The sequence below is a fragment of the Streptomyces sp. NPDC046215 genome (assembly GCF_040646215.1).
GTDB classification, from domain to species: Bacteria; Actinomycetota; Actinomycetes; order Streptomycetales; family Streptomycetaceae; genus Streptomyces; species Streptomyces stramineus.
In genome coordinates this window covers 1-22,095 of sequence record NZ_JBEYZW010000110.1, presented here as the reverse complement: position 1 = coordinate 22,095, position 22,095 = coordinate 1, and the positions used below count along the sequence as shown (strand labels likewise).

Genomic DNA, 22,095 nt, shown 5'->3' with positions numbered 1-22,095 from the left:
CCGGCTACCTCCCCCAGCTACCGCTGGGGGTGCCCCCAGGAGGTGCCCCCGGACGGGCTGGAAAACCAGCCCGTCCGGCGATTGAGGACCGGGGTCCGGGGCGGAGCCCCGGGGTGCCTCAGCGGCTGTCCGAGCCCCCACCGATCGCGGCGGCCCGGCCCGCCTCCAGGCGTGCCACCGGGATGCGGAACGGCGAGCAGGAGACGTAGTCCAGGCCCACCTCGTGGAAGAAGTGCACCGACTCCGGGTCGCCGCCGTGCTCGCCGCACACGCCCAGCTTGAGGTCGGGGCGGGTGGCCCGGCCGGCCTGGGCGGCCTCGCGGACGAGCTTGCCCACGCCGTCCCTGTCGATCGTCTCGAACGGGCTGACGCCGAAGATGCCCTTCTCCAGGTACGCGGTGAAGAAGCTGGCCTCCACGTCGTCGCGGGAGAAGCCCCACACCGTCTGCGTCAGGTCGTTGGTGCCGAAGGAGAAGAACTCCGCGGCCTCGGCGATCTGCCCGGCCGTCAGCGCGGCCCGGGGCAGCTCGATCATCGTGCCGAGGGTGAGCCGCAGGTCGGTGCCGGTGGCCGCCTCGACCTCGGCGATGACCCGCTCGGCCTCCTCGCGGACGATCTCCAGCTCCTGGACGGTGCCCACCAGCGGGATCATGATCTCCGCGCGCGGGTCGCCCTTGGCGTTCTTGCGCGCGGCCGCGGCCTCGGCGATGGCCCGTACCTGCATGGCGAACAGGCCGGGGATGACGAGACCGAGGCGGACGCCGCGCAGGCCCAGCATCGGGTTCTGCTCGTGCAGCTTGTGGACGGCCTGCAGCAGGCGCAGGTCGTTCTCGTTGGCGTCCTCGCGGGCCTCGGCGAGCGCGACGCGGACCGACAGCTCGGTGATGTCGGGGAGGAACTCGTGCAGCGGCGGGTCCAGCAGGCGCACCGTCACCGGCAGGCCGTCCATGGCCTCGAACAGCTCCACGAAGTCGGCCTTCTGGAGCGGCAGCAGCGCCTGGAGCGCGCCCTCGCGCTCCTCGTCGGTGTCGGCGAGGATGAGCCGCTCGACCATCTCGCGCCGCTCGCCGAGGAACATGTGCTCGGTGCGGCACAGGCCGATGCCCTGGGCGCCGAAGCGGCGGGCGCGGGAGGCGTCCTCGGCGTTGTCGGCGTTGGCCCGTACGCGCAGCCGGCGCGTGCGGTCCGCGTAGGCCATCATGCGGTGCACGGCCTGGACGAGCTCGTCGGCGTCGTCGGCGCCCGCGTGCATGCGGCCCTCGAAGTACTCCACGACGGGGGACGGCACGACGGGGACCTCACCGAGGTAGACCTTGCCGGTGGAGCCGTCGATGGAGACGATGTCGCCCTCCTCGACGACGATGCCGCCCGGGGCCGTCATCCGGCGCCGCTTGGTGTCGACCTCCAGCTCCTCCGCGCCGCAGACACAGGTCTTGCCCATGCCGCGGGCGACGACGGCCGCGTGCGAGGTCTTGCCGCCGCGCGAGGTGAGGATGCCCTCGGCGGCGATCATGCCGTTGAGGTCGTCGGGGTTGGTCTCCCGGCGGATGAGGATGACCTTCTCGCCCGAGCGCGACCACTTCACGGCGGTGTAGGAGTCGAAGACGGCCTTGCCGACGGCCGCGCCCGGCGAGGCGGCGATGCCCCGGCCCAGCAGGTCGGCTTTGGCCTGCTCGTCGAAGCGCGGGAACATCAGCTGCGCGAGCTGCGCGCCGGTGACGCGCTGGAGCGCCTCGGCCTCGTCGATCAGGCCCTGGTCCACCAGTTGGGTGGCGATGCGGAACGCCGCGCCCGCGGTGCGCTTGCCGACGCGGGTCTGGAGCATCCACAGCTGCCCGCGCTCGATGGTGAACTCGATGTCGCACAGGTCCTTGTAGTGCGTCTCCAGCGTCTCCATGATCTGCATCAGCTGGTCGTACGAGCTCTTGTCGATCCGCTCCAGGTCGGCGAGCGGCACGGTGTTGCGGATGCCGGCGACGACGTCCTCGCCCTGGGCGTTCTGCAGGTAGTCGCCGTAGACGCCCTGGTGGCCGCTGGCCGGGTCGCGGGTGAAGGCGACGCCGGTGCCGGAGTCGGGGCCGAGGTTGCCGAAGACCATGGAGCAGACGTTGACGGCCGTGCCGAGGTCGCCGGGGATGCGCTCCTGGCGGCGGTAGAGCTTGGCGCGGTCGGTGTTCCACGAGTCGAAGACCGCCCTTATGGCCAGGTCCATCTGCTCGCGCGGCTCCTGCGGGAAGTCCCGGCCGGTCTCCTTGGAGACGATGCCCTTGAACTCCTCGACGAGCCGCCGGAGGTCACCGGCGTCGAGGTCGATGTCGGTGGTGACGCCCTTGGCGCGCTTGGTCTCCTCCAGGGCCTCCTCGAAGAGGTCGCCCTCGACGCCCAGCACGGTCTTGCCGAACATCTGGATGAGGCGGCGGTAGGAGTCCCACGCGAAGCGCTCGTCGCCGGCCTGGGCGGCGAGCCCGGCCACGGACTCGTCCGAGAGGCCGATGTTGAGGACGGTGTCCATCATGCCGGGCATGGAGAACTTGGCGCCCGAGCGGACGGAGACCAGCAGCGGGTCGTCGGCCTGGCCGAGCTTCTTGCCCATGCGCGTCTCGAGGGCGTCCAGGTGGGCGCTGACCTCGTCGCGCAGGGCGGCGGGCTCGTGGCCGCTGGCGAGGTAGACCTGGCACGCCTCGGTGGTGATGGTGAAGCCGGGCGGCACCGGGAGACCCAGGTTGGTCATCTCGGCGAGGTTGGCACCCTTCCCGCCGAGCAGGTCCTTGAGCTCCTTGTTGCCCTCGGTGAAGTCGTAGACGAACTTCTGACGATCTTGGGTTTCCGGCACGGGACTCGACTCCTCACTGGGGTCCCCCCGTACTCAGTTGGGGGAGGGCCTGCTCAAACGGGCTGAACGCGGGGAGCGTACCCAGATCGAAGGCTTCTGAGGAGGTCCACTCCACGGTCATACGGCTGTAACCACCCGTCTGCCAGCAGATCGAAAGTCACGCTCCGGCAAAGGGGGTTGAAGCCCCTTCTTCAACACTTGAAGCAAGGATGACAAACCGCAGCGGCGCCATCACGGAGCGCTGAACATTCGGGCGGTTCGTCCCCAAGAAGTGAAACCAAGAGGGGTGGCACTAAGTGCCACCCCTCAGGAAGTGCAACCCACTTTCAAGCGCTCATCTGAGCACACCCCCGATCAGGGGTGGCGAGAATCACGCCCTTCTCAGCCGCCGGAAGTGTCAAGTTCGGCGTCGGCGCCAACGGCCGCGCAGTCGTACGGATCGTCCAGCCAGCCCTCCGGCAGGACCACGCGGTCACGCCCGGAGGTCCGCCCGCGGGGCCCGTCCGCGCCGAGGGGCCAGGGCTGGTCCTGGTCGACCTCGCTCAGAAGAGCGCCCATTTCGTCCAGGGACGAGCTGATTGCCAGCTTCTTCCGCAGCTCGGAGCCGACCGAGAAGCCCTTGGTGTACCAGGCGACGTGCTTGCGGAAGTCGATGACCCCGCGCTCCTCGCTCTCCAGCCACTGCCCCAGCAGCTCCGCGTGGCGCAGCATCACGCGGGCCACCTCCTTGAAGGCCGGTGCCGCGGGCTCGCCGCCCCCCGCCCCTCCTTCGAAGGCCGCCACCAGGTCGCCGAACAGCCACGGCCGCCCCAGGCAGCCGCGCCCGACGACGACGCCGTCGCAGCCGGTCTCACGCATCATGCGCACGGCGTCGGCGGCCGACCAGATGTCGCCGTTGCCGAGCACCGGTATCTCCGGGACGGCCTCCTTCAGGCGCGCGATGGCGTCCCAGTCGGCCGTGCCGCTGTAGTGCTGGGCGGCCGTGCGGCCGTGCAGCGCGATGGCGGTGACGCCCTCCTCGACGGCGATCCGCCCGGCGTCGAGGTAGGTCATGTGGTCGTCGTCGATGCCCTTGCGCATCTTCATCGTGACCGGCAGGGAGCCCGCGTTGCCGACCGCCTCACGCAGGATCGAGCGCAGCAGGTTGCGCTTGTACGGCAGGGCGGAGCCGCCGCCCTTGCGGGTGACCTTGGGCACCGGGCAGCCGAAGTTCAGGTCGATGTGGTCGGCCAGGTCCTCGTCCACGATCATGCGGACGGCCTTGCCGACGGTCACCGGGTCGACCCCGTAGAGCTGGATCGAGCGCGGCTTCTCGGTCCCGTCGAAGTGGATCAGCCGCATCGTCTTGGCGTCCCGCTCGACGAGCGCCCGAGTGGTGATCATCTCGCTGACGAACAGCCCCTTGCCGCCGGAGAACTCCCGGCAGAGCGTGCGGAAGGGCGCGTTCGTGATCCCGGCCATCGGGGCGAGCACCACCGGCGGCCACACGGTGTGCGGGCCCACGGAAAGCGGCGTGAAGGGCGAGCCGGCGTCAATCGTCATGCCCCCCATTGTCCCGTACCCGCCGGAGCGGTTTAGTTGTACTGTTTAAATCATTAGAGTCGTACAACTACCTCGGGGTGTCGTATGCCAGAGCTCTCCCGCCGCCGGCGTCTGCTGGTCCTGGCGATCTGCTGTACGAGCCTCCTGCTCGTCAGCCTCGACAACACGATCCTCAACGTCGCGCTGCCGTCGATGCAGCGGGAGATGGACGCCTCCGTCTCCGGTCTGCAGTGGACGATCGACGCCTACACGCTCGTCCTCGCCTCGCTGCTGATGCTCGCCGGGTCGACCGCCGACCGCATGGGCCGCAAACGCGTCTTCCGGATCGGGCTGGTCCTCTTCACCGCCGGGTCGGTGCTCTGCTCGCTGGCACCGGGGCTGGGCTGGCTGGTCGTCTTCCGCATGGTGCAGGCCGTCGGCGGGTCGATGCTCAACCCCGTCGCCATGTCGATCATCACCAACACCTTCACCGAGCCCCGGGAGCGCGCCCGCGCGATCGGCGTGTGGGGCGGTGTCGTCGGCATCAGCATGGCCGCGGGCCCCCTCGTCGGCGGCGCGCTCGTGGAGTCGGTCGGCTGGCGCTCCATCTTCTGGATCAACCTGCCGATCGGACTGCTCGCCCTGGCCATGACGATCCGCTACGTGCCCGAGTCCCGCGCGCCCAAGGCCCGCCGGCCCGACCCGGTCGGCCAGCTGCTGGTCATCGCGCTGCTCGGATCGGTGACGTACGGGATCATCGAGGGCCCCGCCGCGGGCTGGACCTCGCCCCTGATCCTCGGCTGCGCGGCCCTCGCCCTCGGCTCGCTCGCCGGCCTGCTGACGTACGAGAAGCGGCGCACGGAGCCCCTGCTGGAACTGAGCCTCTTCCGCAGCGCCCCCTTCAGCGGTGCCACCGTCATCGCGGTGTGCAGCTTCGCCGCGCTCGGCGGGTTCCTCTTCCTCAACACCCTGCACCTGCAGAACGAGCGGCACCTCTCGGCCTTCCACGCCGGGCTGTACACCCTGCCCATGGCCGTGATGTGCATGGTCTTCGCCCCCCTGTCGGGCCGGCTCGTCGGCACCCGGGGCCCCCGGCTGCCGCTGCTCCTGGCCGGCACGGCGATGACGGCCAGTGGCGTGCTGTTCGCGGCCTTTGACGCCAACTCCTCCGACACCTGGCTGTTCACCGCCTACGTCCTGTTCGGCATCGGCTTCGGGCTGGTGAACGCGCCGATCACCAACACGGCCGTCTCCGGCATGCCGCGCTCCCGGGCCGGGGTGGCCGCGGCCGTGGCCTCCACCAGCCGGCAGGTCGGCAGCTCCCTGGGGGTCGCCGTGGTCGGCGCGGCGGTCGCCGCCGGGCTCCAGCTCACCGGCTGGTGGATCGTCACGGGATGCGGGGCGGCCGTCCTGCTGCTGGGTACCATCACCACCGGCCGCTGGGCCGCCGGCACCGCCGAGCGGGCCGCGGCCCGCCTCGCCCCCGACCAGACCAGGATCCCGGTGACCACGCCATGACCACGCACGAGAACGCCGACGCGGCCGCGCGGCGCGCCTGGGGCCACCTGCGGGAGATCGTCCTGGGGGGCAACGAGCGCCGCAAGGAGGTCGTCGAGGCGCTCGGCATGAGCTTCTTCCGGGTGAAGGCGCTGCGGCGGATCGCCAGGGGCCCGCTCACCCTGCGGGAGCTGGCCGAGCTGCTGCTGACCGACCGGCCGTACACCACGCTCGTCGTGGACGACCTGGCCGGGCGCGGGCTCGTCGAGCGGAGCGCCAACCCGGCCGACCGCCGCTCGAAGATCGTCACGGTGACGCCGGCGGGCCGCGCGGCCGCCGAGCGGGCCGAGCGCATCCTCGGCACTCCCCCGCCCGCGCTGCTCGCCCTGCCGCCGGAGGACCTGGCGGCGCTGGACCGCATCACGGCGCGGCTCGCGGCGCCCCGGGAGCCGGACGGGACGCCCCCGGACTGACGCCCTCAGACCGACGTCCTCAGACTGACGTCCTCAGGCGGACGGGCGGTTCAGGGCGTTCAGCAGTTCGAGGCCCGCCCGGGTCTCCTCGTCGGCGGGGGTGAAGGTCAGCAGCCGGGCCCCGGGGTGCGGGCCCGTCCACAGGCTGGTGTGGTTCAGCCGCAGCAGCCCGGCCTCCGGGTGCCAGAAGCGCCGGGTCCGGTACGCGGTGGGCGGGGCGACCTCGTGCCGCGCCCACAGCGCCCGGAACTCCGGCGAGGCGTCGAGGAGCCGCTTGAGCAGGCACTTCCAGGCGGGTTCGGCGATGTGCTCGGCCATCGAGGCGCGGAACTTCGCGGCCATCGCCCGGTTCGTCTCTTCCCGGTCGACGAAGGTCGCCCGGATGTCGGCGTTGGTGAACGTGAGCCACATGCAGTTGTGCTCCTCGCGCGGCAGCGCGTCGAGGTCGCACATCAGCTGGGCGTAGGCGTGGTTGTACGCGAGGATGTCGTACCGGGCGTTCTGGACCACGGCGGGGAAGGGCTCCAGGCCCTTCAGCATCATCCGCAGGTCCGGGGAGACGCTGGAGCAGTGGGTGTCCGGCATCGGGTCGACCGTGTCGGCCAGGGCGAAGAGGTGGCTGCGCTCGCCGCCGTCGAGCATCAGCGCCCGGGCGACGGCGTCCAGTACCTGCGCGGAGACCTTGATGTCCCGCGCCTGCTCCAGCCACGTGTACCAGGTGACGCCCACGGCGGCGAGGTGGGCGACCTCCTCGCGGCGCAGCCCCGGGGTGCGCCGCCGGGGCCCGCGCGGCAGGCCCGCCTGCTCGGGCGAGACCCGCTCCCGCCGGCTGCGCAGGAACGCGGCCAGCTCACCGCGCCGCAGCTCGCCGGCCGAGGGGACCGGGACGGCGGCGCGGGACGGCGACTTCTCCTGCAGCATCGTGCTCATGTCTCCAGAGTGCGGGGTGGGACGGCAGGCTTCCAGGTAGTGCCTGTACCAGGATAAGGACCCTCTGGTACCCGTCTCCGCGGCCGGGCATCGTCATCGGTGTGAGCGATACCCGAATAACCCCCGTGACCCCGGCGGCCGTTGCCGCCACCGACCCGACCCCCGGCCTGCGTCCCCTGGGACTGCTCACGGTGCTGATCGGCGCCGCGCTCCCGCTGCTGGACTTCTTCATCGTCAACGTCGCCCTCCCCACCATCGACCACGACCTCCACGCGGGCCCGGCGCTGCTGGAGATGGTCGTCGGCGGCTACGGCATCGCGTACGCCGTGCTCCTCGTCCTGTGCGGCCGCCTCGGCGACATGGTGGGCCGGCGGCGGCTCTTCCTGTGGGGCACGGCCGCCTTCGGGCTGACGTCGGTGGCCTGCGGCCTCGCCCCCGACGCCTGGACGCTGGTGGCGGCCCGGGTCGCGCAGGGCGCGGCGGCGGCGCTGATGATGCCGCAGGTGCTGGCGACCATCCAGGCCACGACCCACGGGGAGCGCCGGACCCGGGCGCTCAGCCTGTACAGCGGCACGGCCGGGGTGGCCAGCGCGGTCGGTCAGGTGCTGGGCGGGGTGCTGGTCTCCGTCGACCTCCTCGGCACCGGCTGGCGGTCGATCTTCCTGGTCAACGCCCCGGTCGCGGCCGTCGCGCTGCTGCTGGCGGTGCGCACGGTGCCCGAGACGCGCTCGGAGCGCCCGACGGGCATCGACGGGCGCGGCACGGCGCTGCTGTCGCTGGCGCTGGTCTCGCTGCTGTTGCCGCTGACGGAGGGCCGGGCGGCGGGGTGGCCGGTGTGGTCGTGGGTGCTGCTGGCGGTGTTCCCGTTCGCGGCGGGCGGGTTCGTCCTGGTGGAGCGGGCGGAGGAGCGGGCCGGGCGGACGCCGCTGGTGCCGCCGTCGCTGCTGCGGATCCACTCGGTGCGCAGCGGGCTGGCGCTGCTCGTGCCGTTCTCCATCGGCTGGGGCGGCTACATGTTCGTCGTGGCGGTGGCCCTTCAGGAGGGACTGCGGCTGGGGCCGATGGCTGCGGGGCTGGCCCTGGTGCCGATGTGCGTGGCGTTCCTGGCCGGCTCGCTGCTGGGCCCGCGGCTCGCGGCGCGGTACGGCCGCCGCATGGTGACGGCCGGGACGCTGCTTCAGGCGGCCGGGCTGCTGGGGCTGGCGGCCACGTTCTTCTGGGGCTGGGACGGGCTGGGCGCGATGGGCCCGGGTCCGGCGCTGGCCGTGCAGGGGCTGGGGCAGGGGCTGCTGCTGCCGCTGACGCTGCGGGTCGTGCTGAGCGAGGTGCCGGTGGCGCAGGCGGGGGTGGGCGGCGGGGTGATGGTCACGACGCAGCAGTCCTTCATGGCGCTGGGTGTGGCCACGCTCGGGTCGCTGTTCCTGAGCCTGACGCCGTCGATGGGGATGCGGGACGCGCTGGTGGCGACCTTGGGGGTGCAGTTGGTGGCGGTGTTCGTGACGGTCGGGCTGAGCCTGCGGCTGCCGCGCACGATGGCTTGAAATCGCCGCTCGCGGGACGGGGGCGGGCGCGAGCCGTCACGGAGGGTGACGGGAAGTGAAACGGTGCATGGAATGACAGATATTGAAATCTGTCATTCCATGTGTCACTCTTCCGGTGTGCCCTTCTTCGGCTCCGGCCGTTCGACGGGAGGGCGCGCCACCCCCACGTCCTCGCGAAGGAGTCCCCGTGCAGCACCGCACCCTCGGCACGACCGGTCCCCGGGTATCCGCCCTCGGCCTCGGCGCGATGGGCATGTCCGCCCTCTACGGCGACGCCGACCGCGCCGAGTCCATCGCCACCCTCCACGCCGCCCTCGACGCCGGCGTCACCCTGATCGACACCGGCGACTTCTACGGCATGGGCCACAATGAACTGCTCATCAATGAAGCGCTGCGCACCGCCCCGGCGGCCGCCCGCGAGCGGGCGCTGACCAGCGTGAAGTTCGGCGCCCTGCGCACGGTCGAGGGCGGCTTCACCGGTGTCGACGGCAGCCCGGAGGCGGTCAAGAACTTCGCCGCGTACTCGCTCCAGCGCCTGGGCACCGACCACATCGACATCTACCGTCTCGCGCGTCTCGACCCGAAGGTCCCCGTCGAGGAGACGGTCGGTGCCATCGCCGAGCTGGTGAAGGCCGGGCACGTCCGGCACGTCGGCCTCTCCGAGGTGAACGCCGAGACCATCCGCCGGGCGGCCGCCGTCACCCCCATCGCCGACCTGCAGATCGAGTACTCCCTGATCTCCCGCGGCATCGAGGCGGACATCCTGCCCACCGTCCGGGAACTGGGCATCGGCGTCACCGCGTACGGGGTCCTCTCCCGCGGCCTCATCAGCGGCCACTGGAGCCGGGACCGCAAGCTCGCGGCGAACGACTTCCGCGGCATGAGCCCCCGCTTCAGCGGCGACAACCTGAACCGCAACCTCGACCTCGTCGACGCGCTCCGGGCCGTCGCGGAGGCCAAGGGCGTGACCGTCGCCCAGACGGCGATCGCCTGGGTCCTCTCCCGCGGCGAGGACATCGTCCCCCTGATCGGCGCCCGCCGCCGTGACCGCCTCACGGAGGCGCTGGGCGCGCTGGAGGTGACGCTGGAGCCGGCGGACCTGGCCGCGATAGAAGCGGCGATCCCGCCGGGCGCGGCAGCGGGAGACCGCTACCCGACGGACCAGATGGCGCACCTCGACAGCGAGCGGTAGCCCTCCGGGCGGGGGCCCGACCGGGTTGGCACGGTTCGGCACGGCCGGACAGGCCCATGGAGGTGCTCGCTGTCGCGGCGGAGACGAGGGTGACGGACCGGGTGTCAGGCGCAGGTGGTCTCGTCCTCCCGGCACCGCCGGTCCGGCACCGCCGGTCCGGCACCGCCGGACAGGCCGACAGGGGGCGCTCGCCGTCGCGGCGGAGAAAGGGGTGGCGGACCGACTCCGAGTCCGCGTGACCCTGCGGGTCCGGCACCGCCGGGTCCGGCACGGTCCGGCACCGCCGGACAGGCCCATGGAGGTGCTCGCCGTCGCGGCGGAGACGAGGGTGACAGACCGGGTGTCAGGCGCAGGTCGGCGGACAGCGAAGAGGTCGGCCCAGGGCGGAGGCCGCCCGCCCTCGCGGGTGGGGGTACGGTCCTTTACCGGGGCGCTGCCGCTGTCCCCTCCCGAACCGAAAGGCTCAGCCCCCGATGCCGCCCGAGACCCTGACCCCCGCCCGCATTCTCGAAGCGACCGAGGACGTGCTGCGCCGCTACGGCCCGGCCAAGGCCACGGTCGTCGACGTGGCACGGGCCCTGGGCGTCAGCCACGGCAGCGTCTACCGGCACTTCGGCAGCAAGGCGGCCCTGCGCGAAGCGGTGACGCAGCGCTGGCTCGACCGGTCCCACACCGAGCTGTCGGCCGTCGCCGACGGGGACGGCCCGGCCCTGCCCCGGCTGAAGGAGTGGCTGACCGCCCTGTTCGCCGCGAAGCGGCACAAGGCGGGCGACGACCCCGAGCTGTTCGCGACGTACATGGTCCTCGTCGGGGAGAACAGCGGCGTCGTCGAACAGCACGTCGAGACGATGATCGGTCAGCTCGCGCGGATCATCGAGAGCGGCGTCGCGTCCGGTGACCTGACGTCAGCGAACGCGACGGCCACGGCCCGGGCCGTCTGGGACGCGACGAACCGCTTCCACGACCCCGCCTACGCGGCGGAGTGGTCCCGCCCCGGCATCGACGAGGCGTTCGAGGCGGTGTGCGAGCTGGTGACGCGGGGGCTACGCCCCTGAGACTCCCCGCAGACTCAACACGACCGGACGCAAACTCCAGCCCGCCCGGGGGCACCTCCCAGCGTTAGCTGGGGGAGCTTGGGGACAAAGAAGCCCGTCCGGCGATTGAGGGCCCTCACCCCACCCCCAAGAACCGCAGCACCGCCAGCACCCGCCGATGATCCCCATCAGCCCTCGGCAGATCCAGCTTCGCCAGAATGTTGTTGATGTGCTTGGCGACAGCACTCTCGCTCACCACCAGCTCCCCCGCGATCCCCGCGTTCGAGCGCCCCCCGGCCATCAGTTCCAGCACCTCCCGCTCACGCCGGGTCAGCCGCTCCAGCGGATCCCGGTGCCGGCGCAGCAGCAGCTGGGAGACCACCTGCGGATCGAGGGCCGTGCCGCCGCCCGCCACCCGGTGAAGGGCGGCGATGAACTCCTCGACGTCGGCGACCCGTTCCTTGAGCAGGTAGCCCACCCCGCTCGTATGGCCGGACAGCAGTTCAGCCGCATACCGCTCCTCGACGTACTGCGAGAGCAGCAGCACCGCCGTGTCCGGCCACTGCCGGCGGATGACGAGCGCGGCCCGGACGCCCTCGTCGGTGAAGCCGGGCGGCATGCGGACGTCGAGGACGGCGAGGTCGGGCCGGTGCTGCTCCACCGCCGCCAACAGGGCCTCCGCGTCGCCGGCTTCCGCGACCACCTCGAATCCGGCCGTCTCCAGGACCTTCACCAGGCCGATCCTGAGCAGGACGGAATCCTCGGCGATCACAGCGCGCACGGCAGCTCCACAGTCACAACGGTCGGGCCCTGGGGCGGGCTGCTGATCGAGAAGGTGCCGTCGACCGAGGCGACGCGGCGGGCCAGGCCCGTCAGCCCGGTGCCGCCCGAGGGGTCGGCACCGCCCACGCCGTCGTCGGAGACGACGACAAGAAGTATCTCCCCGACCTGTTCGACGCGGACGTCCGCCCGGGTCGCCCGGGCGTGCTTGACGACATTGGCGAGGGCTTCGGAGACCACGAAGTAGGCGACGGCTTCCACGGTCGGGGCGGGGCGGGTCGTCAGCTCGACGCCGAGGCGGACGGGCAGCGGCGCCCGGGCGGCGATGCCGGACAGGGCGGCGTCGAGGCCACGGTCCTCCAGGACGGCCGGGTGGAGGCCCCGTACGAGGTCGCTGAGCTCGGATATGGCCTCCTTCGCCTCGCGGTGCGCCTCGTCGATGACCTTGCGCGCGTCCTCGGGGAGGTCCTTCATCGTGGCCTTGGCGAGGCCGAGGTTCACCGCCATGGACACGAGCCGCTGCTGCGCCCCGTCGTGGAGGTCGCGCTCGATGCGGCGCCGTTCGGCGTCGGCGGCGTCCACGACCCCGGCGCGGCTCTCGGTGACCTCGGCGACGCGCATCCGGAGCCGCTCCTCGCGGCTGGGGCCGAGGAGGGCGGTGGCGTTGCGGATGTCCAGCCGCATCAGAGTGCGGGAGGTCCGCGCCGACCCGTAGAGCATCGCCAGGCCGAGAACGGTCAGGTAAGCGGCCTCGGTGGTGTACCCGGCCTGGCTGACCCGCCAGTGGACCGGCAGCGCCCAGACCCACACGTAGATGGTGGCGCACACCGCCCCTACCAGTCCCAGGAGAAGGGCGAGCACTCCGCCGAGGGCGGCGGCCGGTCCCGCGAGGAGGTGGTAGCGCACCTGCGGCCAGGGGTAGTCCGCGCGCCGCCGCTCCGGCCGGGGAATGTCGATGCCGAGGCGCGTCCGGAAGCGGTGTCGCTGCATGGTGGTGAGCAGCGGTGTGACGAGCACGATGCCGCCGAGCGAGACAGCCAGCGCCAGCAGGATCTCCCACACCGGCCCCACGGGATACACGAGCCACGGCAGGGCCAGGATCAGCAACGCCGGGAACTGGGCGAGGGCTCCGTGGAGCAGGTGGGCGCCGGTCCGCCGGACGGCGGCGAAAGGCCGCAGCACGGTCCGCGGCAGGGAGGGGATGACCATGCTCAAACGGTAAAGGCCCAGGTCGGCAGTGTTCCATGCCGCTACCGCCCGCTTCGGGGTGGAGCTGGTGCCACCCCCGGTCCGGACAGCGGGGCCACTGACGGCGAGGGGGGCGGCGGGGCGTGGCGCTGGACGATAGCAGCGATGTGCGCCCGCGCCGTACGGCCAGTACCACGATCGGACGAACGTGCGGTCGCGGGCAGCCCGCCCACCAGGGGCGTCGCTACGTTGTGTGGCGTCACTCTTACTCAGGCCAGGAGGCGCATCATGGCAGTCATGGTGGACATCCCGCGAGAAGCTCTCCAGCCGGTAGACGACGACGGGGCGGGCATCGGCTTCGAGCAGCTCTGCCGCGATCTGGAGCTGGCCAACGACGCCATGCCCGACGGCTATCGCGCGGAGATCATCGGCGGGAAGATCGTCATGTCGCCGTGGTCCAAGGGTGACTACAACGACATCCTTGATTCCCTCCATGACCAATTGCTTCCGCACGTGCCGCAGGGGCACCGCGCCAGGACGACACCCAACCTCTTCGTGTTTCCCCGGCAAGCACGCGGATACGGTCCGGATCTGCACGTCTCGGACAAGGCGGCCACTCGCGTCGACGGCATTCTGCTGCCCGGGTCGGCACTGTCCCTCGTCGCCGAGCAGACGTCGTCCCCGACGAGGTTCGTCGATCTCACCGACAAGGTCGATGTCTACGGCAAGGCCGAGGTGCCGGTGTACGTCCTGGTCGACATGGCGAAGGCCACGGTCACCGTGTACCACGACCCGATCCCGGGTGAGGGCTACCAGGCGCACACCCAGGTCAAGTTCGGCGATAGCGTCCGCATCCCCGCCCCCTTCGACTTCGACCTCGACACGGCGGCCTGGACGGCGTGAGCCAAGCCGAAGGCCCCGGCCCCCGCCGAGCGGGAACCGGGGCCTTCGGGCACAGCGAGAAGCGTCAGCAGCCCAGCAGACGCGAGCCGAGGTAACCCTCGATCTGGTCGAGGGAGACGCGCTCCTGCTTCATGGTGTCGCGCTCGCGCACCGTCACCGCGTTGTCGTCAAGGGTGTCGAAGTCGACGGTGACGCAGAACGGGGTGCCGATCTCGTCCTGGCGGCGGTAGCGGCGGCCGATCGCGCCCGCGTCGTCGAACTCGATGTTCCAGTTCTTGCGCAGGTCCGCCGCGAGGCCCTTGGCCTTCGGGGACAGCTGCGGGTTGCGGGACAGCGGCAGCACGGCGACCTTCACCGGCGCGAGGCGCGGGTCGAGGCGCATGACGACGCGCTTCTCCATGACGCCCTTGGCGTTGGGCGCCTCGTCCTCGTTGTACGCGTCGAGCATGAAGGCCAGCATGGCGCGGTTGAGGCCGGCGGCCGGCTCGATGACGTACGGGAAGTAGCGCTCGCCGGCTTCCTGGTCGAAGTACGACAGGTCCTGGCCGGAGGCCGCGGAGTGCGCCTTGAGGTCGTAGTCGGTGCGGTTGGCCACGCCCTCCAGCTCGGAGAACTCGGAGCCGCCGAAGTTGAAGCGGTACTCGATGTCAACGGTGCGCTTGGAGTAGTGGGAGAGCTTCTCGGCGGCGTGCTCGTACCACCGCATGTTCTCCTCGCGCATGCCGAGGCCGGTGTACCAGCTCCAGCGCTGCTGCATCCAGTACTCCTGCCACTCCTCGTCCTCACCCGGCTTGACGAAGAACTCCATCTCCATCTGCTCGAACTCGCGGGTGCGGAAGATGAAGTTGCCCGGCGTGATCTCGTTGCGGAAGGACTTGCCGGTCTGGGCGATGCCGAACGGCGGCTTCTTGCGCGAGGTCTGCTGGACCTGGGCGAAGTTGGTGAAGATGCCCTGCGCGGTCTCGGGGCGCAGGTAGGTCACCGCGCCGGAGTCCTGGGTCGGGCCGAGGTGGGTCGACAGCAGGCCGGAGAACTGCTTGGGCTCGGTGAAGGCGCCCTTGTTGCCGCAGTTCGGGCAGTTGATGTCGGCGAGGCCGTTCTCGGGGAGCTTCTTGTGCTTCGCCTCGTACGCCTCCTCCAGGTGGTCCGCGCGGTAGCGCTTGTGGCAGGAGGTGCACTCGGTCAGCGGGTCCGAGAAGGTGGCGACGTGACCGGACGCCTCCCAGACCTCACGGGCCAGGATCACCGACGAGTCGAGACCGACCACGTCGTCGCGCGAGGTGACCATGGAGCGCCACCACTGACGCTTGATGTTCTCCTTGAGCTCCACGCCGAGGGGTCCGTAGTCCCAGGCGGCACGCTGTCCGCCGTAGATCTCACTGCACGGATAGACAAAGCCACGGCGCTTGCTCAGGCTGACGATGGTGTCGATCTTGTCGGCGGCCACGGTGCTCTCTTCATTGCGACGACGAACAGCGAATGCTTCAGGTTACCGGCGGCGCACCCCCTCTCATCAAATCGGCTCTGGCCTTGGCCTGACCGGCCCCCTCCGCATCCCGCCAGGAGGGCCCAAAACGACCTCTTGTTGACAATCGTTTCCACTTTTGTTGAAAATGACTGTCATGAACGTAAGCCGTCTGCCCTCCCGCCGAATATCCACCGCCGCCGTCGCCGCGTCCGCGGCCCTCGGGCTGCTCACCCTCTCCGCGTGCGACGCCGGCGGCTCGTCGGCGAAGACGGCCGACGGCAAGCTCAACGTGATCGCGTCGTTCTACCCCATGGAGTTCCTGGCCAAGGAGATCGGCGGCGACCACGTCAGCGTCACCGGCCTCACCAAGCCGGGCACCGAGCCGCACGACCTGGAGCTCACCGCCAAGCAGACCGGCTCCCTCGCAGGCGCCGGCGCGATCGTCTACCTCAAGGGTGTCCAGCCCGCCGTCGACAAGGCGATCGAGCAGTCCGGGAACAAGAACGTCGCCGACGCGGCCTCCCTCACCGAGCTGGAGAAGCACGGCACCGAGGTCGAGGGCCACGACCACGGCAAGGACGAGCACGGGCACGGCGAGGACGACGGCCACAACCACTCCTCGAACGAGTCCGGCTCCGACCCCCACATCTGGCTCGACCCCGTGAAGTACGCCGAGGTCGCCAAGGGCGTCGGCAAGACCCTCGCCAAGGCCGACCCCGACCACCGGGCCGACTTCGAGAAGAACACCGACGCCCTGGTCAAGAAGCTGGACGGGCTGAACAAGAAGTTCACGGACGGGCTGAAGAACCGCGCGTCCGACACCTTCATCACCACCCACGCCGCCTTCGGCTACCTCGCCGAGCGCTACGGCCTCGACCAGGAGTCGATCAAGGGCCTCGACCCCGAGTCCGAGCCCAGCGCGGCCCGCCGCAAGGACCTTGAGAAGATCGCCAAGGACCACGGCGTCAGCACCGTCTTCTTCGAGACGATCGCCAACCCCGCCACGGCGAAGACCCTGGCCAGCGACCTCGGGCTGAAGACCGACGTCCTCGATCCCCTGGAGGGGATCACCGGCAAGTCCAAGGGCCGCGATTACTTCGAGGTCATGGAGTCCAACCTCGCCGCGCTGCAGAAGGCGCTCGGCACCAAGTGAGCGACCGGGCCGGCAAGCCGGTGAGCCGATCGACGGAGGCAGTCATGGAGCAGCCCGTCATATCCCTGCGCGGGGCGACCGCCACGCTGGGCGCGCGCCCGGTGCTGCGCGGCGTCGACCTGACCGTGCGGCGGGGCGAGGTCGTCGCCCTGCTGGGCGCCAACGGGTCGGGGAAGTCCACGGCCGTCCGGGCCGTCGTCGGCCAGGTGCCGCTCACCGGCGGTGAGCTGGAACTCTTCGGCACGCCCCGGCGGCGCTTCCGCGACTGGGCGCGCGTGGGGTACGTCCCGCAGCGCACCACCGCCGCCGGCGGGGTGCCCGCCACCGTGCGCGAGGTCGTCTCGGCCGGGCGGCTGGCCCGCACCCGGCTCGGCATCCTGCGCAAGGCGGACCGGGAGGCCGTCGTGGCGGCCCTGGACCTCGTCGGCATGGCCGACCGGCTGGGCGACTCCGTGGACGCGCTCTCCGGCGGCCAGCACCAGCGGGTGCTCATCGCCCGCGCCCTGGCCGGCGAGCCCGAGCTGCTGATCATGGACGAGCCGATGGCCGGCGTCGACCTGGCCAGCCAGGAGGTCCTCGCGGGCGCCCTGCGCGCCCAGGTGGCCCGCGGTGCCACCGTCCTCGTCGTCCTGCACGAGCTGGGCCCGCTGGAGCCGCTCATCGACCGCGCGGTCGTGCTCCGCGACGGCTGTGTCGTCCACGACGGCCCGCCGCCCGAGGCCGTGGGCCAGCACGCGCTGCCCGGCCACGACCACGTACACCCGCACGCCGGCCCGGCGGCGCAGCCGATTCGAACGGGGTTGCTGACCTGATGGACATCCTCGAACCCGCCTTCATGCAGCGCGCGCTGCTCGCCGCGCTCCTCGTCGGCATCACCGCCCCCGCCATCGGCACCTTCCTGGTCCAGCGCCGCCAGGCCCTGATGGGCGACGGCATCGGCCACGTCGCGCTGACCGGCGTGGGCCTGGGCTTCCTGCTCAACGCCAGCCCGGTGTGGATCGCCACCGGCGTCTGCGTCGTGGGCGCGGTGGTCATGGAGCTGATCCGCTCGTACGGCAAGGCGCGCGGCGACATCGCGCTCGCCATGCTCTTCTACGGCGGCATGGCCGGCGGCGTGATGCTGACGAGCCTGTCCTCCACCGGCTCCAACGCCAACCTCACCTCGTACCTCTTCGGCTCGATCACCACGGTCTCGCAGGAGGACATCGTCGCCATCTGCGTCCTGGCGGCGGCCGTGATCCTGACCACCGTCGGGCTGCGCCGCCAGCTCTTCGCCGTCTGCCAGGACGAGGAGTTCGCCCGCGTCACCGGCCTGCCGGTGCGCCTGCTGAACCTGCTGCTGGCGGTCACCGCCGCGCTCACCGTCACCGTCGCCATGCGCGTCGTGGGCCTGCTGCTGGTCAGCGCCCTGATGGTGATCCCCGTCGCGGCCTCGCAGCAGATCGCGCGCAGCTTCGCGATGACGTTCTCGCTGGCGATCGCCATCGGCGTGCTGGTCGCCGTGTCCGGCACCGCCACGTCGTATTACGCGGACGTGCCCTCGGGCTCGACGATCGTGCTGCTCGCCATCGGCGTGTTCGTCGCGCTGACGGTGCTGGCGGCTCCCCTGGCGAGGAAGCGCGCCCGGCGGGCGGCGGCCGGCGAGGGCTGCACGCTGGACGTGCCCGGCGCCCGCACCACGCCGGACGACGTGCGGGTCTGACGCCCCGCACCGCACCGTCGCGCCGCCCGCCGGCCCGCTCCGCACGTCCGGGCTTGCCTGCCCGGACGTGCGTACTGGCACAATTGGCGATGCGACACGTGCGGATGGGTGTTCAGGCGAGCTTTTGGAGGCAACTGTGGTGACCGCGGGTCCCCCGGTACGCGGCCGGTCCACCAAGCAGCGGGCCGCGGTGTCGGCCGCGCTCGACGAGGTGGACGAGTTCCGCAGTGCGCAGGAACTCCACGACATGCTCAGGCACCGCGGTGCCTCGGTCGGTCTGACCACCGTCTACCGCACCCTGCAGTCCCTGGCCGACGCCGGCGAGGTCGACGTGCTGCGCACCAGCGAGGGGGAGGCGGTCTACCGCCGCTGCTCCAGCGGGCACCACCACCACCTGGTGTGCCGGCTCTGCGGCAAGGCCGTCGAGGTCGAGGGCCCGGCCGTGGAGAAGTGGGCGGACTCGATCGCGGCGGAGCACGGCTTCGTGGACGTCGCCCACACCATCGAGATCTTCGGCACCTGCGGGGACTGCGCCAAGCGGCAGTAGCCCGCAGGGGCCGCGGGAGTCCCTCAGCTCTTGGTGAGTTCGTCCCCGTCGGGCAGCGCGCCGCCGAAGCGGCGGTCGCGCTGCGCGTACTCCAGGCAGGCGCGCCACAGGTCACGGCGGTCGAAGTCCGGCCACAGGACGTCCTGGAAGACCATCTCGGCGTAGGCGCTCTGCCAGATCAGGTAGTTCGACGTGCGCTGCTCGCCGGACGGTCGGACGAACAGGTCGACGTCCGGCATGTCGGGGTAGTAGAGGTACTTCGCGAAGGTCTTCTCGGTGACCTTCGACGGGTCGAGCCGGCCCGCGGCGATGTCCCGCCCTATGGCCGCCGCGGCGTCCGCGATCTCCGCGCGCCCGCCGTAGTTCACACAGAAGTACATGGTCATGGCGTCGTTGTTCTTGGTCTGCTCCTGGGCGACCTGGAGCTCCTCGACCACCGACTTCCACAGCTTCGGCATCCGGCCGGTCCAGCGGACCCGGATGCCCAGCTCGTCCATCTCGTCCCGGCGGCGGCGGATGACGTCGCGGTTGAAGTTCATCAGGAAGCGCACCTCTTCGGGCGAGCGCTTCCAGTTCTCGGTCGAGAAGGCGTACAGGGAGAGGTTCTTGACGCCCAGCTCCAGGCAGCCCTTGAGCACGTCCATGACGACGCCCTCGCCGACCTTGTGCCCCTCGGTGCGCGGCAGGCCGCGCTCCTTCGCCCAGCGGCCGTTGCCGTCCATGACGACCGCGACGTGGTGGGGGACCAGCTCGCCGGGGATCTTCGGCGGCCGGGCCCCGGACGGATGCGGCTCAGGGGTGAGGTACTCGCGTCGGGAACGGCCAAGAATCCCGCGTCGTGCCATGGGTGCCACTTCTCCTCGATACCGGTTACTTCTCTACGTAGCGGAGGGAACGGAGCCCCCGCTCCAGGTGCCAGTGCAAATAGGCCGCCACGAGGCCGCTGCCCTCCCGGACGTGCCGCGCCTCGCACGCGTCCGCCGTCGCCCAGTCCCCCGTCAGCAGCGCGCCGAGGAGCTCGATCGACTCCGAGGAGGGTACGACGCTTCCCGGGACCCGGCACTCCGCGCAGATCACGCCGCCCGCGGCCACCGAGAAGAACCGGTTCGGGCCGGGCATGCCGCACTTGGCGCACGCCCCGAAGCTGGGCGCGTAGCCGTTGACGGCGAGGGAGCGCAGCAGGAAGGCGTCGAGGATCAGGTGCGGGGCGTGCTCCCCCGCGGCGAGCGTCCGCAAGCCTCCGACGAGCAGGAGGTACTGCTGCACGGCCGGCTCGCCCTCGTGGTCGGTGAACCGCTCGGCGGTCTCCAGCATGGCGGTACCGGCGGTGTAGCGGGCGTAGTCGGTGGCGATGCCGCCACCGTACGGAGCGATGGTCTCGCTCTGGGTGCACAGCGGCAGGCTGCGGCCGACGAGTTCGTTGCCGCGCGCGAAGAACTGCACGTCCACATGGGAGAAGGGCTCCAGCCGCGCCCCGAACTTCGACTTCGTCTTCCGCACGCCGCGGGCCACGGCGCGCACGCGCCCGTGCCCCCGGGTGAGCAGGGTGATGATGCGGTCGGCTTCGCCGAGCTTCTGGGTGCGCAGGACGACGCCGTCGTCACGAAAAAGACTCACCGCCGGCCCCCACGGGTTTCCGGCCGGGGGTACGGGGGTCGCCCCCCGGGAGAAAACAGCATGATGCGGTCGGCTTCGCCGAGCTTCTGGGTGCGCAGGACGACGCCGTCGTCACGGAAAAGACTCACGACCGGCCCCCACGGGTTTCCGGCCGGGGGTACGGGGGTCGCCCCCCAGGAGAAAACAGCATGATGCGGTCGGCTTCGCCGAGCTTCCGGGTGCGCAGGACCACGCCGTCGTCACGGAAAAGACTCACGACCGGCCCCCACGGGCGCCCGGCAGCGTGATCCGGTCCGCCGCCCGGGTGCGCGGCACGGTGCCGTCGTCGCGGAACAGAGTCATGGATCCATTGTCCCGTACGGGCGCGGCGCCCCGGACCGGGGTGAGCCGCCGTGCGGGGGCACCCCCGGACCGCAGGCAGAATATGCGGCATGTCGATCTTCCTTCCGTCCGCGAGAACCTCGTGAGCAGGGCCCGTTCCCGGCGCCGGAAGCCGGTGCTGTCGCCGGTCCTCTCCGCGGCGCTGCTCGGTCTCGTCCTCGCGTGCGCCGCGGCCTATCTGCTGTTCGTCACGGTGCCCGGCAAGTTCGCCGGCGGGCGCGCGCTGGCGACGTCGTCCGTCTGCGTGGAGGGCGAGCCGTCCACGGACTGCCGCAGGGCGCTGGAGGCGGCCGTGACGAAGGTCGAGACGGAGGGGAAGCACTACTGGCTGACGCTCACCGAGCGCGGCGGGACCGTGCACCGCGTGGACATGAGCGGGCCGGCCTCGGTCTACGGAGCCGTCGCCGTGGGCAACAAGGTCACCGCCACGACCTGGCGGGGCAAGATCCGTTACCTGGATTTCCACGGCATGCGGCAGGACACCGACGACCAGCCCAAGGACTCCTACCGCTTCCCGTTCGGCACCGGCATGGCGCTGCTGTGCCTGAGCGCGACGCTGTTCGTGTGCGCGGCGTGGTGGGCCCGCAGGCCCTCCGACAACCCGGCGCTCAGGCCCTGGCAGATCGCCGTGCCGACGGTGACGGGCACCCTGGTCGCGGTCCTCGCCTTCCTCGCGCCGCTGGTCACCGAGACGGCGTCGACGGCCGTGGTGCTCACGTCGTTCTGCGCCGTCCCCGTGCTGGCCGGGGCCCTGCTGTGGATCCGGGTGCGCAGGCGGCGGCCCATCGACACGCTGGAGATCACTCCGCTCGTGCCCGAGCGGGAGATGTGCTTCGAGGGCTTCGCCGTGCGCGGCGAGGGCCCGTACCTGCCGGGCGCGGACGGCTTCCTGGTGGTGGGCCCCGGCCGGCTCGCGGTGACGCCCGACCCGGACGGCCGCGCCGCCCGGACACAGGCCCCGGCCACCCTGGTCGCGGACCGCGTCCGCGTGCCCTCCTGGCGGGACCCGGCGGCCGTCCGCACCTGGCGGAGCGGGCCCGGCGTGACCTTGCGGCAGAAGCGGGCCCAAGTGGTCGTGGAGTGCCGCGACGGCGACGCGCAGGTGCTCATCACCGCCGACAAGAGGAACGCGCCGTGGATACTCGGCGCGCTGGGGCCTGCCGGCCCGGGGGTGGGGCGGTAGGGGTGCGCCACCGCTGCGCGGCGGTGTCCTCAAGCTCCCCCAGCTACCTCCCCCAGCTACCGCTGGGGGTGCCCCCAGGAGGTGCCCCAGGACGGGCTGATGTGGCTGAGCTCAGCCACATAAGCCCGTCCGGCGCTTGAGGACGCGCCCGC

At 71.4% G+C, this 22,095-nt stretch carries 19 protein-coding genes; 11 read left to right on the top strand and 8 right to left on the bottom strand.

The genetic code is table 11. From position 1 onward, the window contains the following. Positions 1 to 118: 118 nt before the first annotated feature. Together ppdK and dusB are read right to left on the bottom strand one after the other, a co-directional pair. A complete protein-coding gene (gene ppdK, locus ABZ951_RS30455) occupies positions 119 to 2,833 on the bottom strand; it encodes a pyruvate, phosphate dikinase (RefSeq protein ID WP_344088763.1) in 2,715 nt (904 codons plus the stop codon). A gap of 381 nt (positions 2,834 to 3,214) precedes the next feature. Beyond that, positions 3,215 to 4,375 (bottom strand): tRNA dihydrouridine synthase DusB, encoded by a 1,161-nt coding sequence (dusB, locus tag ABZ951_RS30450; RefSeq protein WP_344088766.1) that lies wholly within the window; start codon positions 4,373 to 4,375, stop codon positions 3,215 to 3,217. An 84-nt stretch (positions 4,376 to 4,459) separates the two neighbouring features. Here dusB and ABZ951_RS30445 point away from each other — a divergent pair, with 84 nt between their 5' ends. Together ABZ951_RS30445 and ABZ951_RS30440 are read left to right on the top strand one after the other, a co-directional pair. After that, positions 4,460 to 5,872, top strand: coding sequence for an MFS transporter (locus tag ABZ951_RS30445; protein ID WP_344088769.1), 1,413 nt, complete (start codon positions 4,460 to 4,462; stop codon positions 5,870 to 5,872). Beyond that, positions 5,869 to 6,324 carry a MarR family transcriptional regulator gene (locus ABZ951_RS30440; RefSeq protein ID WP_344088772.1) on the top strand — a complete coding sequence of 152 codons (456 nt, stop codon included), beginning with the start codon at positions 5,869 to 5,871 and terminating at the stop codon, positions 6,322 to 6,324. Before ABZ951_RS30445 ends, ABZ951_RS30440 begins: the two co-directional genes overlap by 4 nt. Before the next feature lie 33 nt (positions 6,325 to 6,357). Here the strand turns inward: ABZ951_RS30440 and ABZ951_RS30435 are convergent, their stop codons facing one another. Further along, entirely contained in the window at positions 6,358 to 7,245 is an 888-nt protein-coding gene (locus tag ABZ951_RS30435; protein ID WP_344088940.1) for a helix-turn-helix transcriptional regulator, read from the bottom strand. Between the two features lie 134 nt (positions 7,246 to 7,379). Between ABZ951_RS30435 and ABZ951_RS30430 the strand changes: the two genes are divergently transcribed. From ABZ951_RS30430 to ABZ951_RS30420, 3 genes are all read left to right on the top strand, one after another. Further along, positions 7,380 to 8,795 (top strand): MFS transporter, encoded by a 1,416-nt coding sequence (locus ABZ951_RS30430; protein WP_344088943.1) that lies wholly within the window; start codon positions 7,380 to 7,382, stop codon positions 8,793 to 8,795. A gap of 187 nt (positions 8,796 to 8,982) precedes the next feature. Beyond that, positions 8,983 to 9,987 carry an aldo/keto reductase gene (locus ABZ951_RS30425; protein WP_344088775.1) on the top strand — a complete coding sequence of 335 codons (1,005 nt, stop codon included), beginning with the start codon at positions 8,983 to 8,985 and terminating at the stop codon, positions 9,985 to 9,987. 473 nt (positions 9,988 to 10,460) lie between these two features. Then, a complete protein-coding gene (locus ABZ951_RS30420; RefSeq protein WP_344088779.1) occupies positions 10,461 to 11,042 on the top strand; it encodes a TetR family transcriptional regulator in 582 nt (193 codons plus the stop codon). Between the two features lie 115 nt (positions 11,043 to 11,157). Here the strand turns inward: ABZ951_RS30420 and ABZ951_RS30415 are convergent, their stop codons facing one another. Then, a complete protein-coding gene (locus ABZ951_RS30415) occupies positions 11,158 to 11,802 on the bottom strand; it encodes a response regulator transcription factor (RefSeq protein WP_344088782.1) in 645 nt (214 codons plus the stop codon). Further along, positions 11,790 to 13,010: a sensor histidine kinase gene (locus tag ABZ951_RS30410; protein WP_344088785.1), complete on the bottom strand. Its 1,221-nt coding sequence runs from the start codon at positions 13,008 to 13,010 to the stop codon at positions 11,790 to 11,792. Before ABZ951_RS30410 ends, ABZ951_RS30415 begins: the two co-directional genes overlap by 13 nt. 267 nt (positions 13,011 to 13,277) lie before the next feature. Between ABZ951_RS30410 and ABZ951_RS30405 the strand changes: the two genes are divergently transcribed. Next, positions 13,278 to 13,892 (top strand): Uma2 family endonuclease, encoded by a 615-nt coding sequence (locus ABZ951_RS30405; RefSeq protein WP_344088788.1) that lies wholly within the window; start codon positions 13,278 to 13,280, stop codon positions 13,890 to 13,892. A gap of 64 nt (positions 13,893 to 13,956) precedes the next feature. Here the strand turns inward: ABZ951_RS30405 and ABZ951_RS30400 are convergent, their stop codons facing one another. Then, positions 13,957 to 15,339, bottom strand: a complete 1,383-nt coding sequence (locus ABZ951_RS30400; protein ID WP_344088794.1) for a glycine--tRNA ligase — start codon at positions 15,337 to 15,339, stop codon at positions 13,957 to 13,959. 175 nt (positions 15,340 to 15,514) lie between these two features. Between ABZ951_RS30400 and ABZ951_RS30395 the strand changes: the two genes are divergently transcribed. The 4 genes from ABZ951_RS30395 to ABZ951_RS30380 all read left to right on the top strand — a co-directional run bounded on the left by ABZ951_RS30395 (position 15,515) and on the right by ABZ951_RS30380 (position 18,762). Further along, positions 15,515 to 16,513: a metal ABC transporter substrate-binding protein gene (locus ABZ951_RS30395; protein WP_344088797.1), complete on the top strand. Its 999-nt coding sequence runs from the start codon at positions 15,515 to 15,517 to the stop codon at positions 16,511 to 16,513. A gap of 44 nt (positions 16,514 to 16,557) precedes the next feature. Then, a complete protein-coding gene (locus ABZ951_RS30390) occupies positions 16,558 to 17,325 on the top strand; it encodes a metal ABC transporter ATP-binding protein (RefSeq protein ID WP_344088800.1) in 768 nt (255 codons plus the stop codon). Beyond that, positions 17,325 to 18,215, top strand: coding sequence for a metal ABC transporter permease (locus tag ABZ951_RS30385; protein WP_344088803.1), 891 nt, complete (start codon positions 17,325 to 17,327; stop codon positions 18,213 to 18,215). The genes ABZ951_RS30390 and ABZ951_RS30385 overlap by 1 nt, the downstream gene beginning before the upstream one ends. 136 nt (positions 18,216 to 18,351) lie before the next feature. Continuing rightward, positions 18,352 to 18,762, top strand: a complete 411-nt coding sequence (locus ABZ951_RS30380; RefSeq protein WP_344088806.1) for a Fur family transcriptional regulator — start codon at positions 18,352 to 18,354, stop codon at positions 18,760 to 18,762. Positions 18,763 to 18,785: 23 nt separating this feature from the next. Here the strand turns inward: ABZ951_RS30380 and ABZ951_RS30375 are convergent, their stop codons facing one another. Both ABZ951_RS30375 and recO read right to left on the bottom strand, forming a co-directional pair. Further along, positions 18,786 to 19,607, bottom strand: a complete 822-nt coding sequence (locus ABZ951_RS30375) for an isoprenyl transferase (protein ID WP_344088809.1) — start codon at positions 19,605 to 19,607, stop codon at positions 18,786 to 18,788. 25 nt (positions 19,608 to 19,632) lie between these two features. Continuing rightward, positions 19,633 to 20,379 (bottom strand): DNA repair protein RecO, encoded by a 747-nt coding sequence (recO, locus tag ABZ951_RS30370; RefSeq protein WP_344088812.1) that lies wholly within the window; start codon positions 20,377 to 20,379, stop codon positions 19,633 to 19,635. Positions 20,380 to 20,842: 463 nt separating this feature from the next. Between recO and ABZ951_RS30365 the strand changes: the two genes are divergently transcribed. Next, the gene (locus ABZ951_RS30365; protein WP_344088815.1) at positions 20,843 to 21,943 is read left to right on the top strand and encodes a hypothetical protein; all 1,101 of its coding nucleotides are present in this window, start codon (positions 20,843 to 20,845) and stop codon (positions 21,941 to 21,943) included. Positions 21,944 to 22,095: the final 152 nt, after the last annotated feature.